Origin of the sequence: Pseudomonas chlororaphis subsp. piscium (assembly GCF_003850345.1) — a bacterium.
GTDB classification, from domain to species: Bacteria; Pseudomonadota; Gammaproteobacteria; order Pseudomonadales; family Pseudomonadaceae; genus Aquipseudomonas; species Aquipseudomonas piscium.
On record NZ_CP027707.1, the window covers coordinates 3,850,618 to 3,865,028 of the forward strand.

Below are 14,411 nucleotides of genomic sequence, written 5' to 3' on the forward strand. Positions count from 1 at the left end.
CTCTCCTTCAGCGACGCGACGCGCCGGCCACAATGGCGCTGACAGCGGCTTTGCGGTCGGCTTGCTTGCCGTCAGTGGATGGGGAAGTGCCGGTGACGCCTTGGGCATCGCCCTTGATGGCGGCCAGCGAGATACCGCGGTCCTGAGCCGCCTTGAACAGCACCAGCGCGGTGGCTTCCACAGAGCTGCCATCGTCGATGGCCGCCCCGACTTCCTTCTCGAAGCCTTTGGCGGCCAGGGCGTTGATGCCCTTGATGCGCTCACGCTCCGCGGTGGCAGCCTCGGTGCGGATCGCCGCGGTGTCAGGCTGGGCCGCCTGAGCGATCTCGATGGTGTTGGGGTCAGTGCCAGCTGCAATCGCCGTGCGCAGTTCTGCCGTGGTAGTGACGGTGGTCATGGTGTGTATCCTTGGGGAGTTGATGGCCGGCTTGGCCAGTTCAGTAATCAGGGATTCGAGCGAGCCCACGCGATGGGCCAGGCCGTGCTTGACGGCGTCGGCACCGACGCGGATCCCGCCGTGATCGCCCATCTCGGGCACCTTCTCGGCAGCCACGCCGAGGTTGCGGGCAACCTTGCCCACGAAGACTTCGCCCAGGGCATCGATGGTCTCGCCCAGCTTGGCGCGGCCCTCCTCGGTGTTGAGGTCTGGGCGCTTGTTGGGGGCATTGCGACTGACGATCTGGTATCGAGTACGGCCGCTCACCTTCTCGTTCTCGACTACCGCCTCGACGACAACACCGATGCTGCCGGCGAGGCTCGCTTCGTCGATGACGATTTCGCTGGCCGCCGAGGCGATCCAGTAGGCCGCGCTGGCCCCGATCCCGCCGATGTAGGCGACGATGCGTTTGCGCGCCCGGCCGGCGTAAATCATCTCGGCCAGCTCGTTGATGCCCGACGCGACCCCGCCGGGACTGTCGATGTTGAGTACGATCGACCTGACCTTGGGATCGTCCAGCGCTCGCTGGATGTCCGTGGCCAGGATCTGCGTGCTGGTCGCACCGCTGATCTCGGTAAACAGATTGGCGTAGCGGAAGATCGGCCCAACGACCGGCACCACTGCCACGCCGTTGCGCATGGTCACCTTGCGGGTGTCCTCCAACTGCTCGCCGCGCTTGGTCGCCAGTGCCACCGGATCGCCCATGCGGTCGGAGATGGTCAGCAGGTTGTCCAGCGCGTCGGGCAGCATCAGCCAGGGCTGCGAGGCCGCCAGCTCAAGTGCTCGAGACATGTCTATTCCTCTTCGGGATTGGGGTCAGGCGGGGACTCAAGCCCGCTCTTGGGCAGGGCCTGCATGTTGTGTGTACGGCGATAGGTGACTTCGCGGGTTCGCTGACGAATGACCTGCTGCCAGGGCTCACCGGTCATGGCCGCTGTTTCCAGGGTCTCGTTGCTCACGCCGATCTCGATGCGCTTGCCGGCAGCATTGGCTTCCTTGAGCTCATCGATGGCGCCACGGGCCGGGCCAATCCAGATGGCTTGGCAATAGGCTTTGCGCCTGGCCGGAACGTTGTATCCAGGCAGGTCGATCAACCCCCTGGCCACAGCCTCATCGATGACCAGCTCGCGGCTCGGCTGGCAGAAGTCGCAGGCCAGCCACCAGCGGCGCAAGCTGTAGAAGCGCCAGGCCTGGAGCATCGCGGCACGGGCAGCGCTGTAACTGCTGCTGTAGTGCAACAGCAGCTCTTCCAGCGGCAGTTCCAGTGCCGCGCCGATCTCCTTCACCACCGCGGTGAAGAACGGGTCGAACTGGGCGTTTGGGCGACCGGGGTTGGCCACCATCGGTTCCTCACCCACGCCGAGGTCCACGATGGCGCCTTCACCCAGTGCCAGCGTGCCGTCTGAGCTGTCATCACCTCCGGGCTGTTCTTCAGTCAGAGCCGACATCGGCAGGTTGCCGGTGCTGAAGTCATTGCTCTTCTTGATGAACACGGTGAACATCGCCGAGATCACCGCCGCCATCAGCTCGGCGCTGCTGTAGCGCTCCAGCTTCTGCAGGGGCTCCAGCACCGGCGACAGGTACGGCACGCCGCGCTTCTGCCCTGGCCGCTCCTTGTCGGCCATGACGTGCAGCACGCGACGCCGCCCAGTCTCAGCACCGAACACGGTCAGCCGCTCCCAATGCAGCGTCTTACCCGCCAGATGCTCACCGGGGTAGCCGGAACACACGTGGTACGCCACAGGCGAACCCAACCCGTCGAACTCGACCCCTTCCACCAGTTCCGCACGGTCCATGCCGCCGTTCGGGTTGCCGACACGGTCGGACTCGATCAGCTGCAGCCGCGTGCTGAAGATGCAACCGGGACGCTCCTGGTCCGGGCTGGCCACGAACACGTCACCCGCCACCATCGACGACACCAGCACCAGGGCTTGCAGCTGGTAATGGTTGAGCGTCGCTTCGGCGTCGCACTCCCTCGGGTCATCGGCATACAGCGACCACAACCGGTCCAGCTTAGCGTTGAGCTGTTCGGCCTCCTCTTCGGTCAGGCCCAGCGCTTCATGGTCGACCTGGGCGCGACAGACCAGCCCCGTGCCCACGACGTTGGTGCGTAGCCGCGTGATTGCCGCGCGGGCCACCAGGTGGTTACGCATGGCATCACGGGAGCGCGCCACCAGCATGCGGCGCTCGTTCTGATTGAAGTCGCGCCGTGGGCTGCCGAGGCCAGGCAGCCAGCTGGCTACGCTGCGCAATACCCGGGACGCGCCGCGCCAGCGAGTTTCGACCCCACCGCCGCCGCCCTGGGCGACGATCTGTTGCCCATCGACCGATGCCCTGGCCACGCGGATCGCTTCGGTCATCAGCTGCTCGGCAGCCGACTCCCGTTTACTGAACGGCCACATGGTCAGATCCCCACGTAGGAAATGCGGTTGCGGCCCCGGCCTTGGAGCATTGCCTGCTCTGCGGCGACCTCTTCGGCGTACTGTTTCTCCAGCAAGCGCAAGCTGTTGAGCTCGGCCAGCTGAACCTCCCGATCCTGCCGACGCAGCCGCTGGCCGTTCTTCAGGACGCGCGAGATCGCCGCCCGGACTTCGGCAAGGCGTTGTTGTGCATCTGTCATGGTGAACCTCGGTTAGCTGACGCGGCTCCGTGTGCCCCGACCGCGCGAAACCACGCGACGAGGAATCGGCGCCACCGCCTGTTCAGTAGTGAAGAGGGTGGGCTGAAGCAGTTGCTGCTCCAGCTGGTCCCATTCGTTGTCACGCAGCAGGTGCGTCTTGAGGCTGCGGGCCGCGTGCAAGGCGTACACCTCGCAGTCCAACGCTTCGTTGCGTCGGCCGGCCTTCTTCTGCCAGACCATCTTGCTGGGGTTGCGCGGGTGCGGCGCCAGGACTTCGTTGGTCACCTGCTCGTAGTAGTCCGAGCGGATCTCGCTGTACCAGTGCATGCGCCCTGGCCCGCTGCCCTTGAGGCGCATCCGGCCATCGATCAGCGTCTTGGCCTTATGGGTACCGACGATGAATACGCGCAAGCCATACTTGGCGGCCTTGGTGTTGTCTTGGCTGGTATCCGCTGACTGGGCCGGCTTGGTGAAGATCTCCCGGTCCCGGCTGTCGATGGACGCGCCCTTGATCGCCATGATGTTGAAGCGCTGGCGATCCCGAACGTAGGTGTACACCGCGTCGCTAGTGTTACCGTCGGAGCTGTCGATGCTGACCGCCGACACGGCCAGTTGCGCACCGCTCTCGGTGGGGATCGGCGTGGCGATGATCCTGTCGAGCTCGGTCCACACCCCGTCATTCGGGTCGATTGGGTTGCCGGGCAGCTCGCCCCAGTACAACCGCCAGGACTCCTCCCCTCGCCCCCAACCCACGATAACCAGGGCAAGACGATCGCCCTGGACGTCGACGCCGACCGTGACCAGCAGCGTGCCCTTCGGGGCCGTCAATTCGGCATAAGGCTCGGCACGTTTCTCCAGCTCGTCCGTCTTCGGCGCGTTGCTCTTGTATTCGTAGCTCTCGCCCATCGAGCTGTTGGTGAAGGCGATCATCGGGCCGATATTCCCCAGCGACGCCGCGTGTTCGGCCTGCAGCTTCTTCTCCATCAGCACTTCGAAGCGCGAGCCATGGAACGTGGCATACAGCTCGTTGAGGATGTAGCCGGCAATGCCGCGGAACTCGGCGGTCGCCTCCCAGCGCCCAAGCTTGAGGTTGGCGTTCTTCTGATGGTCATCCCAGATCTCGCCGCAGTGAGGGCATGCGTAGTACGCCGTTTCCGGACGGCGCTTGCCGTACACCTCGTGGAAGTAGTGCTCGTCCTCGTCGCAGTGCAGGTGGTCGAAACTCAGCGCATGCGCCTGGCCGCAGCCGTGGCACGGGACCAGGCCCACGCGCTTGTCCGACAGTTCCAGCTCGGCATCGATCGCCGACAGCCCCTTGATGGTCGGGGTGCCGCCGATGATGATCTTCGACCGGCGGAACGTCTTGAGGCGCTCCTTGGCCAGCTTGATGCTGTCCCCCTGCCCCCGCAGGTTCAGGTTGCAGTCGTCGGGCTCTTCGATAGCGACCCGTGGTACCGGCGTCGACTTCACGCTGGCCGGGCTGTTGGAGCCGACCATCTTCAGGAAACCGCCGGGGAACCGCTTGAAGTCCTGGCGCTGCTGCAGCTTGCGACTGCGCAGGTCAACTTTCTTGCGCAGCCGCGGCGTCGCCTCGATCATCGGTTCGAGCTTCTCGCCGACATACTGCTTGGCCGCCTCGGCCTTGGGGAACAGGATCAGGATCGGGGACGGGTCGAGGTCAATCCACTTGCCGAGGGCGTTGCCCAGCACGCCCGACGTCCAGGCCACCTGGGCCGACTTGCGGCCTACGATCTCGGCAACGTTCGGATCATCCAGCGCCTCGAGCGGGCCACCCGGCCAGATCAGGTGCGGTGTCTTGTCGAACCGGTACTTGCCTGGTGTTGCTGACTCTTCGGGGGCCAGCCAGCGGAACTTGTCCGCCCACTGGATGATGGTCATGCGCGGGGGCGGCGCCCACTTGCGGCAGACCCGGCCCATTGCTTTACTCGCCGTCGTCTTCAGAGCCCTCCTCGTCGTCCGGCTCGTCAAGATCCCCAGCGAGATCTTCGTCCTCGTCATACGCGGACAGCCTCCTAAGTATTGATTCGATGGGCTCACGGATCAGCTGGTCGTCGACCTGCACGCCGTACTGGGCGGACAGGGTTGCCGCCAGCTCATCAGGGAAGGTGTTGAGCAGCTCGATCTTGGCCGCGGTGATCACCGCCTCGAAGCGCTCGACCATCTCGGCTTCGATCACGACCTCGCCCAGGTCTTTGGCCAAGGCCAGTTCCTCGCGATCTCCGCGCAGCCTGTCGAGTCGGTCGCGGGTGGATTCTTTCTTGCCGTTCAATGCGGCCTGGCGCAGCAGCCACTCGATCACCGCCTGGGTGTCGTACTGGTTTTCGTTGCCGCGCCCAACACCGAACTCGATCACCGGCATGCCTTCCTTCTGCCACCGGCTCAACGTGCGCTCGTCTCGACCGACGATCTCGCCGAGCTCGACCTTGCTGACTGTCTTGCCCATCACTAAGTCCTTGAAAAGACGGACATCCCTGCCAAAATCTCAGCTGCAGGGAACCCGCGAGTCTGCGCACCCGTGTAGGGGGCGGCCTCGGGGGAGGACCCAAAAAACCGGCCCCCACCCCCGCCCCCTGGCCGGGTCACTGCCCCGCCTCGCCAGTGGCCGGCGGCACCTGCCCGAGGCCCAACCGCTTGGCGGCCCAGCGTTCGTACAGACCAATCGCAACGTCGGCACCGGCCATCGCCGTGAGGCATCCGATCCCGCCTGCTGCGAGAATCGAAACCCCGGCGGCGTGCAACAACATGATGGTGCCAAGCCCGCAGACCACGCAGGCCCCCGACCGAAGTGCCAGGCGGCGAATCAAGGACCAGCCCCGGGCGCCCGCCTTGTCGGCTCGCCACATCTCCCCGGAAACACCGCCGACCAGTGAAAGGACAATCACCATCCAGATCGGCATGTCCACCAGCGTTTGCTGCTCGTTCGTCATTCCCCTGCCCCTTAAACGCAAAAACCCGGCGCAAGGGCCGGGTTTGGTGAGTGTGGTGTCTGCCGCTCTCTGCGGTCGCACCTATCGAAGATGGCTACTTTTTACAGGTCGATTCTCATGGCAGCAACCCCGCTTTAATGCCACCCGGTGAATAAGTGGGCAACACCGGGTGAACGTCTAGCGAATGTCGGCGAATATCTACCCACGGCATTCTGTTGCTTCGGCGGCGTCTCATATGTCCCATACCTCAACCTGAGTATGGGACTCCTGAGAGCGCCTAAATTCAGGGCTCTGCCCCATTGTCCCATCTGTTTCTACTTTTTCTCGTGTAAAGAAGAAAATCTAAAAACACGCATGCGCGCGATAGCGCGTACAGGTCTGCGCTCCGCTCATGCGGGCGGGCGGTGTTTTTGGTGGGACAATGGGACACGCCAACAAACACAAGGCCCGCGCTTGTCCCATCATGTCAAAACACAATGGGACAAGGCGGGCCAATGGGACAGCAACAGCCGAGGTCATGCCTGGGGTCACACAGCCTTCCCCATCAGCATGCCGTCGATCAGTACATGAGCTTCATGCAAGCGGCGGTAGTAGGTCGGCGCACTGCATCCACAATGCAACATCTTCTGCGACAAGAAGCTGTCGTGGTTGCAGTAGTGCTCCCGGACAAGAACCGACAGCTGCGCAGGCAGATGTTTGTTCACGATCAGCTCGATATCCGCCGACTCGTCCAGCAACACCCGGCTGCCGCGAGTCCCTCGTATCAACTCGCCCTTGCACTCCATCAGCATCGCAATCATGTTGCCGCCGCCCAGCTCCGAACCACCTTCGTGCGGGCTATGCAGATCCTCAGCCCACAACTTGAGCATATCGTCGATTCGCTTAATCAAAGCAAGGCTCCTCGAACGCTTCCCGCTGCAACGCTGACGCACCGCCCCACCCAGCCGGCTTCTTGTAAGCCCAGGGCCGCTGACCGCTTTTCACCAATGCCGGTAAACGCACACGCCGCCAACCCAGCCGGTGCATGATCGCGCCGACCCGTATCTGCTCCGGCTTGCCCCAATGCCCGTAGTCGAGCTTCAGTGCACTGGCCAGCACCTCGCTGCCGGTAGTGGTTTCGCCGATCTGCGACTCTTCAAGCCAGGTCAGGATTGGACCTTCCCACTCATCCACCACGAAGCGTTCGTCCTGTACTTCGCCGAACATCGCCGCCTCGTCCAACGTTACCCACCAGAGGTCGCCCGCCTCATAGCAGAACATCGCCTCGGCCCACAGCTGATCGCGGATCTGCCGCAGCAGCTCGAGCTCGACCTTGGCGCATGCCACCGGCCAATAGCGGCGGTTGCCCGTGGCGTCCTTGAGGTATTCATCCTGGTTGGTCGTACCCACGAAAACACACTGGCGTGGCACGTCCATAGTCCTGCGGCCGTAGCTCTCGCGGTAGGTATCAGTGGATGCCGAGAAGAACTGCTTGGCCTTGGTCGACTCGGCCTTGTTGAAGCTATCCAGCTCGCCCAGTTCAACGATCCACTTACCGCGGATTGCCTGGAAACCGTCCTTGTCGCCCAGGGCGAACGGCGTGTCCATAAACCACTCGCCGCCGAGAATGCTCATTGCCGTTGACTTACCAGCACCCTGAGCCCCTTCGAGAATCATCACCGAGTCGGCCTTGCAGCCAGGTTTCATCACCCTGGCTACTGCCGAGAGCATCCAGCGTTTGCCGACCTTGGACGTGTAGTCGCTGGGCTTAACGCCCATGACGTCGGTCAACCAGCTTTCCAGGCGAGGCACTCGATCCCACTCCAGCTTTTGCAGATACTGGCGCACCGGGTGGAAGGCATGGTCATGCGCAACCACACTCACCGCCTCGATCACATGGGATGCCTTGACCCGCAAGTTGTACTGCTGCGCGAGCCACTTCATGACACGCATATCGTCGATGTCGGCCCAATCGCCCGTGCCGCCGCCATAAGGGGCGGCACGCAGCTTGACGATCTTCGAGCTGAAGGCGCTGTAGCTGATCACTCCGGCCCAGCGCTCGTCATTGGCCAGGATCAGCTCGACGTTCTGCATATGCGCGATCAAAGCACCGCTTTCGCTACGGGCCAGCAGATCCTTCCAGCCACCCGCTGCGGGCGGCTTGACCACCGCCAACACCTGGCGGCGCACCGCCTCCAAACCTTCGGCGACGTGCAGGTCATTAAAGTCGGTCCACTTATCCTCGCGCGCCCCTGAGAAAATCGGCGCGACCACCTGGCCACCGACGATCAATGCAGCGTTGTTGGCCTTCTCCTCGCCAGGGTTCCAAGGGTCACCATTCGGCTTTTTGGTCTTCCAGTCATCGTCTCGGCAAATGATCAGCGGGCACCCCGCAAAACGCTCACGCATAGCCTTGCAGACCACCAATAGGTTGCCTGCATCGAACGCGACGGCGACCGTGAGCGAAGTCGCCATATGCAGGCTGGCACCAGTTGCGTATCCCTCACAGACCAGCACCGGTTCGCCAGGATCTGGATGCGGGCCGATCAGATGAAAGGCCCCCTCCTTCGACATCCCATAAGGCCAGTAGGACTTATCCCGCCCGGTATCTTCCTGAGCACAGGGATACACCACCTGCAGGCCGACAATGTCGTCACGCACGTTGCTCATTGGCACCAGAAATGCCCCAGAGCGCGGGGCATAACGGACGCCAAAGCCTACGATCTGCTTTCGATCCAGGTAATCACTGCGCCCCTTTTCCGGCATGCGTTTGAACATACCTGCTGCACGTTTTGCCGCTCGGCGGGCCGCGTTGGCCGATATCTCGGCTGCGCGGCGCTTGGCCTCCTCCTGCCGAGCGCGCATAACCTCGCGCTCCTCGGGTGACATCCGCCCGGCCTTGACCTTGATCTTCTGCGTCTCACCGGAACGCCAGTCACCAAAGCTGCCGAAAATCAGCGTCTCGCCTTTTTCGGTACGATGCTCGTGAACGACGTACCAGCCGTTTTTTTCCTTGCCCTTGTCCTGCGAGGTTTTACAGCGCGTCAGCTTGCCGAAAACCAGCGGCTGCGCGGGCTCAAGGCCGTAGTCCGCGAATTGTCCCAATACCTCATCGAGCATGACGGGCCTCCCACGCTTCATCGACCGCCTGACAGCCCACACACCGGGTGCAGCCTGGCAGAGCCAAGCGGCGTGCCTCTGGAATCGATTCCTCGCACCCTTCACAGAAGAGGAACGAATGCGCCGCCAATGCAGGCTTGGCGGCGTTACGTGCGGCGAGCGCCTGGTCGATTCGCTCCTGCACCAGGTCGTTAGCGAAGTCGGCAATATCAGCCATGGTCAGCACCCCGCGTTGTCTGGTTGACATAGGTAGCGCGGTTGAACAACCCCAGCAGCCCTTGAATCCCGCGGAACACCTGCAGGCGGATCGCAGCCAGTTCTTGGTCGCTCACCACCCCATCGCCGATGCTCTTGGCCCAGGTCTCGGCCAGGGCCGCCACCTGCCGGAAATACTCTGCGATGCCGGTGGTCAGGGTCTCGGGCATGTCATTGGTGTACGCCTCGGCCAGCTCCTGCCAGGTCGTGTCACCGACCAGCGCATGCACCGCATCCAGAATGCGGCGATCCTTGGTCAGTTCCAGGATCTCGCCGAACTCTTGAATATTCACGGTGTGGCTGGGTTGGGTCGGGGACAGCTTGTGCTGCAAGGTGGTGGCGTTTCTGCCGGTGGTGGCGGCGATGGCTGCGGCGCCGCCGGGATAGTCCCGTGCAGCATGGTAAAGCGCTAGATCGAGCGGCAGGACTTCCCGCTGCGCCCGGTCAACACAACTCAGAGCAATTCGGCTCATGGCATTAATCCTAATAAGTTGCCAGTGCCGCGCGGCATGCAGTGGTGATACATTTGCCGCGTGGCTGAAAGGGCCCAAAAGCCGGCTAGGTCCGCAAGACCGACACCGGCACCGTGCCGGGGCAAGCATCCGTTGCTCACCCCTGGCGCAACAGCTGCCCTATCTGTGGTGGAGAAAGGCAGCAACCCAAGGCTTCCGAGCCTTGGAAAGCGCGGCAAAGGTCGACGGTTCGCATGTGGTGTGCCCGCCTACCTTTATCGCGGCCCGACAGCGCTGTGGTGGTGCGTGTCGGGAGGAACTGGGCGACTTTTAGGTCGCCTTTTTTCTTTATGCAGCGACCTTGTGTGGTGCAGAGACACCAAGCAGCCAGGCAGCATCAAAAGGATTACCCTTCTCTCGAGCCGCAACAGCAAGAAGCACCGCGTAGCAAGTTTCTCCGGTGTAATCAGTGCGAGGAAGGCATGCGGCTATGCGCCATTTATTGAGGGCTTGATAGCTTCTGCTACAAATCTTGGCGGCGGCACCAATCCCACCTACGGCCTCAAAAGCGAATGCAATGGCGTTCGGAAAATGAGCGGGGTCCAACATGGCAGGCTCCATTAGTCAACTAATGGTTGATATTAAACATCAACTGACTATTGCGCAAGCTTCGTGTCACTCTCAACCTATGGTTGATAAAAACGAATTACGCGCGGCGTTCTGCTCGCGCCTACATGAAGCACTCGATGATGCCGGCATTCGTTCCCGGGGCCGAGGTGTGGACATCCATAAACAACTCAAGATGATGGGCGTTGAAAAGACCACACAAGCGATCAGCAAGTGGCTAAACGGAGAGTCAATGGCCGAAGCGGACAGCATGGCGGCGCTGTGTTCATGGTTGAAAGTGCGTCGAGAGTGGCTGGAGTATGGCGTACTACCTAAAGAACAAGCTAAGGCCATGAACTCACAATTGATCCCCGTCAGCGACGACAACAATGTCAGCCCTATGCTGGAGAGGTTCGGCAAAGTGCCATTAATCTCTTGGGTTCAGGCGGGAGCTTGGTGTGAGGCCATCTCGAATTTCGAGGCTTACCATGCAGATACATGGCTATCATGCCCGGTATCAATTAGTCCCAGTGGTTATGCATTAAAGGTGCGTGGCGACTCGATGACCAACTTTGGACCCGGTAGGAGCTATCCCGCTGGTTGTATCATCTTTGTCGATCCCGAGGTTGAAGCCAACACCGGGGACCGAGTGATTGCTCGGGTTCCCCGTACCAATGAAGCTACATTCAAAGTGCTGGTTGAGGATGCTGGACGGACATTTTTAAGGCCAATCAATCCGCAATATCCAATCATTGATATTACGGAAGAAACACACATTTGTGGAAAGGTAGTGGGCTCATTCATTCCAGAATGATAAGCGTGTCATTCCTTTACTATTCAACTGAAATCAAAGCTAGAAAGCATATCAATTCGACTTATTATTTTATCCAGCGGCACCTGATTACCAAACTTACTGTGGTAACTAATCAACTCTAAGATTCTCTCAGCATTTCTCTTCTGTTGATCTGAAGTGCTATTTGAATTAACCACCTCTTTTAGAGCTGATATCCTACTACCCGCCCAAATTTTAGTATTTTTCATTTTTCCTGAGATAATCATAGCTTCCACATATTGCCTGGACCAAACAGACGGATCGTCATCACCCGAGATTACAACTCCAAGAATTGAAAGTAATTCTTCGCCATCTATTTCAGCCTTAGAAAACTCAGAATAAATCTTCTGATAGTTATCTTTCACAAACAATAAGAAGACCACGAACTCCGGATAAAAATATTGATTGCTCGATACTGTCAAAGAAATCAACTTAATCTTAGACAACAATTGTTCAATACTTCGAAGCGACATATTTCTTCCAACTGCCACTAAAGTATTAACCAAGTTGTCTTGATCATAACTAGTATCGCCCCTACGGCCCGCAAAATATTTATCAAGCTCGAAATTAGATATAAGATAATTTATAAAAATCTTAACATCTGTTGTGGGTAGCGAAAACTCAACATCGATAAAGCGCTTTAAATATCCTAAAGCATCAAAATCAGCCCCATACACAGCCTTAACACTATGAGCTAATTGACTTTTATCTAGGGCGAGAACAAACACCAATCCTTCCACGTCTAACAGATGTTTAATCCGCTCCAACAGTTCTATTGCGTACGTAGGCCTGCACCGGTCCAACTCATCAACAAAAATATAAATTTTCTCAGAGGTTCCATCTTCTTTTCTAAGTACTTCTGCCACATTTTTCTTAAACTCTACAATTGCCTCCTTATTTTTTGAATATGACCCTATGATATCTTTTGAAAGGGACTCAGTGAATTTTGCTGCTTCATCCTCAATCAACTTATCAGCATCAATCAATCCAACAGTAGCTACCTTCACACCCACTGGAATACTTCTACGCAAAATATGCGCACCTGCTTCCTTCGCTTTCTTCCATGCTTTGCTTTTTTTTAAATTACCGGTCAAGAACTTGGACAAACCAACGTTCATCTCGCCAAGGAAAGCCAATAAAGGATCCACTGCGAAATCAGTTTCCCACGCACTAAAGTAAATCGACTTACTCTCGCTCACAATTAGACTTTCATGAAGCATGCGTAAATAAGTCGTTTTTCCGGCTCCCCAAGGACCATTTACAGAAAAAACTAGAGGTGACGACACGTTCCTTAGCAAAAGCGTTATATTCTTAACACTGTCACTACGACTAAGTTTATCATTTTGAAAAATATTATCAGAGGGAATATCTAAAGCTTTATTTTTGAGTTTCAATCATTAAATCCTTCTAATGTTTAAACGGGAGCCCCTTGTCTATTTGACTATGGAGCGCTCTACCCGCAGAACATACCATCGGCTGCAATCTGGCGCCTAGGCGAAGATAATCACCTGCCAAAATATCAACCGTAGGTTGACATTGCGTATCCTTCGATTGATATTTACCTCACTCTCCACCACAGAGCGAGGCAATACCATGCACACCACAGCCACCCTACATGCCCATCCAGCGTGTAACCCCACCCGTATATTCGAGGTTCGCTCTCTAGCTCGCGAACACGGCTGTACCTTTATAGTCAGCAAGCCCAAGCATAAGTCCCGCCCCTTCCCTAATCCCTTCGGCCCAAATGGCGGAGGGCATGCAGCATGAAGAAGTACAAACTCGACAACCGCACGCTGCAACTGCTCAGCGCCCAGGTCAATCTGACCGAAACCTTTACTCATACGCTCCGTTCCACTCCGCGGCGCGATGTGCTGTCTTTCCGCCTCAAGGTTGAACGCAGCCAATCCGACACACTCTTCACTGTAGAGCTGGGAAGCGAACGCCACACGCTGACCCTGCCGAACGAAAAGAAGATGCACCTTAAGCTGGCCGACTTTATCGAAGAGATCGTTAACGGTCCCTTCGACCCAAGCAGCCCAGCCGATCTGCTGACACCTCCTCATGCTAGCCGTCGATTCGGCACTTTTGAAACCGAACAACGGCAGCAGGTGTTCGAGCTGGTACGCACAGGCGGCACCATGAGCCTGGATATGGGCTTCGATCTCCCCCTTCAGATTGCCCTCCATCGCAACATCACGCGCAAAGCCGTGACGACCATCATGAGCATTGGTGTGAAGAAGCCCCGCACCAAGTGCTTCACCGTGTGCGGTAGCGACACCGAGATGTACGAGAAGATCGTCGAGTCCATCAACCACCTGGCTGCAGTCGCAACTCCTGCAGCACACGCGGCATAGGGGGTTAATCATGGAACGCAATCTCGCTAAAGCAGCCCAGTACCTGGGCATCTCCCGCCCCAAACTGATCGACCTCATGCGCGTAAAGGGGCTACTCAACGAGCGCAATCTGCCGGCCTATCCCACCCGCGACCGTGAGTACCTGCGGATCAAGGACGGCCAGTGGTGGCACCCGGAGCTGGGCATGCAATACAGCCAGTCCACCCGAGTGAAGCAAGCCGGCCTGCCCTGGCTCGCCGAGCAGCTGGGCCTTGAGATGCCGGAGATACCGGCAGACCGCCGTGACGTGGCCTAGGGAGTACGCCCGCCAGATCTTAGCCCTGCGTACCAAAGAGGAGCGCAATGCCGCGCTCCTCGAAGTACCAGAACATCTGCGGGAGCTGACCAAACGCCACTGCCTGAACGCCTGGAACCATCCGGCAAGACACAAACGCAAGGAGGCCCAACAGAGCCATGAGCAATAACAGCCAAGCACCGCTGCGACTGCACCCCGCACCGGATTCATCCACCGTCGAGCTGCTCTATCGAACCTTCGGTGATGTGTTGATCCCCCTGGAAAGGCTGCGCGAGCAGTACTTCCGCAACCTCAACAAGGAGTCATTTGCGGCAGAGATCACCAGCGGCCGGATCGAGCTACCTGTCACCACCCTGGACAACAGCCGCAAGGCACCGAAATACGCACACATCCGACATGTCGCAGCGCTGATCGATATCAGAGCCTACAAGGCGGATGAAGACATGCCCCGCGCACAAGCCGAAGCAAACGAGTAATCCCCAATGCACGGCCGCCACCACCGGTCCGCACACCA

The 14,411-nt window shown here is 59.0% G+C and carries 16 protein-coding genes; 4 read left to right on the forward strand and 12 right to left on the reverse strand.

Going from position 1 to position 14,411, the window contains the following annotated elements:
• Nucleotides 1-7: 7 nt before the first annotated feature.
• The 11 genes from C4K38_RS17690 to C4K38_RS17740 form a co-directional block, all read right to left on the reverse strand.
• Nucleotides 8-1,228: a S49 family peptidase gene (locus C4K38_RS17690; RefSeq protein ID WP_053279496.1), complete on the reverse strand. Its 1,221-nt coding sequence runs from the start codon at nt 1,226-1,228 to the stop codon at nt 8-10.
• Between the two features lie 2 nt (nt 1,229-1,230).
• Nucleotides 1,231-2,838, reverse strand: a complete 1,608-nt coding sequence (locus C4K38_RS17695) for a phage portal protein (RefSeq protein ID WP_053279497.1) — start codon at nt 2,836-2,838, stop codon at nt 1,231-1,233.
• Nucleotides 2,839-2,840: 2 nt separating this feature from the next.
• Nucleotides 2,841-3,056 (reverse strand): hypothetical protein, encoded by a 216-nt coding sequence (locus tag C4K38_RS17700; protein ID WP_053279498.1) that lies wholly within the window; start codon nt 3,054-3,056, stop codon nt 2,841-2,843.
• Nucleotides 3,057-3,068: 12 nt separating this feature from the next.
• Nucleotides 3,069-4,994: a phage terminase large subunit family protein gene (locus tag C4K38_RS17705; protein ID WP_053279499.1), complete on the reverse strand. Its 1,926-nt coding sequence runs from the start codon at nt 4,992-4,994 to the stop codon at nt 3,069-3,071.
• A 4-nt stretch (nt 4,995-4,998) separates the two neighbouring features.
• On the reverse strand, nt 4,999-5,520 hold the full coding sequence (locus tag C4K38_RS17710; RefSeq protein ID WP_053279500.1) for a DUF1441 family protein: 522 nt from the start codon (nt 5,518-5,520) through the stop codon (nt 4,999-5,001).
• A gap of 136 nt (nt 5,521-5,656) precedes the next feature.
• Complete coding sequence (locus C4K38_RS17715) at nt 5,657-6,004, reverse strand: phage holin family protein (protein ID WP_053279501.1); 348 nt, start codon at nt 6,002-6,004, stop codon at nt 5,657-5,659.
• Between the two features lie 527 nt (nt 6,005-6,531).
• Nucleotides 6,532-6,894 (reverse strand): PA0613 family protein, encoded by a 363-nt coding sequence (locus C4K38_RS17720; RefSeq protein ID WP_053279502.1) that lies wholly within the window; start codon nt 6,892-6,894, stop codon nt 6,532-6,534.
• Entirely contained in the window at nt 6,887-9,103 is a 2,217-nt protein-coding gene (locus tag C4K38_RS17725) for a VapE domain-containing protein (protein WP_053279503.1), read from the reverse strand. The genes C4K38_RS17720 and C4K38_RS17725 overlap by 8 nt, the downstream gene beginning before the upstream one ends.
• Nucleotides 9,093-9,320, reverse strand: a complete 228-nt coding sequence (locus C4K38_RS17730) for a TraR/DksA family transcriptional regulator (protein ID WP_081001525.1) — start codon at nt 9,318-9,320, stop codon at nt 9,093-9,095. Before C4K38_RS17730 ends, C4K38_RS17725 begins: the two co-directional genes overlap by 11 nt.
• Nucleotides 9,313-9,831, reverse strand: a complete 519-nt coding sequence (locus C4K38_RS17735) for a phage regulatory CII family protein (RefSeq protein WP_053279504.1) — start codon at nt 9,829-9,831, stop codon at nt 9,313-9,315. Before C4K38_RS17735 ends, C4K38_RS17730 begins: the two co-directional genes overlap by 8 nt.
• A gap of 327 nt (nt 9,832-10,158) precedes the next feature.
• Nucleotides 10,159-10,419: a hypothetical protein gene (locus tag C4K38_RS17740; RefSeq protein ID WP_081001526.1), complete on the reverse strand. Its 261-nt coding sequence runs from the start codon at nt 10,417-10,419 to the stop codon at nt 10,159-10,161.
• Between the two features lie 79 nt (nt 10,420-10,498).
• Between C4K38_RS17740 and C4K38_RS17745 the strand changes: the two genes are divergently transcribed.
• Nucleotides 10,499-11,230 (forward strand): LexA family protein, encoded by a 732-nt coding sequence (locus C4K38_RS17745; RefSeq protein WP_081001534.1) that lies wholly within the window; start codon nt 10,499-10,501, stop codon nt 11,228-11,230.
• Nucleotides 11,231-11,253: 23 nt separating this feature from the next.
• Here the strand turns inward: C4K38_RS17745 and C4K38_RS17750 are convergent, their stop codons facing one another.
• Entirely contained in the window at nt 11,254-12,642 is a 1,389-nt protein-coding gene (locus C4K38_RS17750) for a KAP family P-loop NTPase fold protein (RefSeq protein ID WP_081364233.1), read from the reverse strand.
• A gap of 369 nt (nt 12,643-13,011) precedes the next feature.
• Here C4K38_RS17750 and C4K38_RS17755 point away from each other — a divergent pair, with 369 nt between their 5' ends.
• The 3 genes from C4K38_RS17755 (at nt 13,012) to C4K38_RS17770 (ending at nt 14,373) form a co-directional block, all read left to right on the forward strand.
• Nucleotides 13,012-13,602: a hypothetical protein gene (locus C4K38_RS17755; RefSeq protein WP_053279506.1), complete on the forward strand. Its 591-nt coding sequence runs from the start codon at nt 13,012-13,014 to the stop codon at nt 13,600-13,602.
• Nucleotides 13,603-13,612: 10 nt separating this feature from the next.
• Nucleotides 13,613-13,897, forward strand: a complete 285-nt coding sequence (locus tag C4K38_RS17760) for a phage antirepressor KilAC domain-containing protein (protein WP_053279507.1) — start codon at nt 13,613-13,615, stop codon at nt 13,895-13,897.
• A gap of 158 nt (nt 13,898-14,055) precedes the next feature.
• Nucleotides 14,056-14,373 (forward strand): pyocin activator PrtN family protein, encoded by a 318-nt coding sequence (locus C4K38_RS17770; RefSeq protein WP_053279508.1) that lies wholly within the window; start codon nt 14,056-14,058, stop codon nt 14,371-14,373.
• Nucleotides 14,374-14,411: the final 38 nt, after the last annotated feature.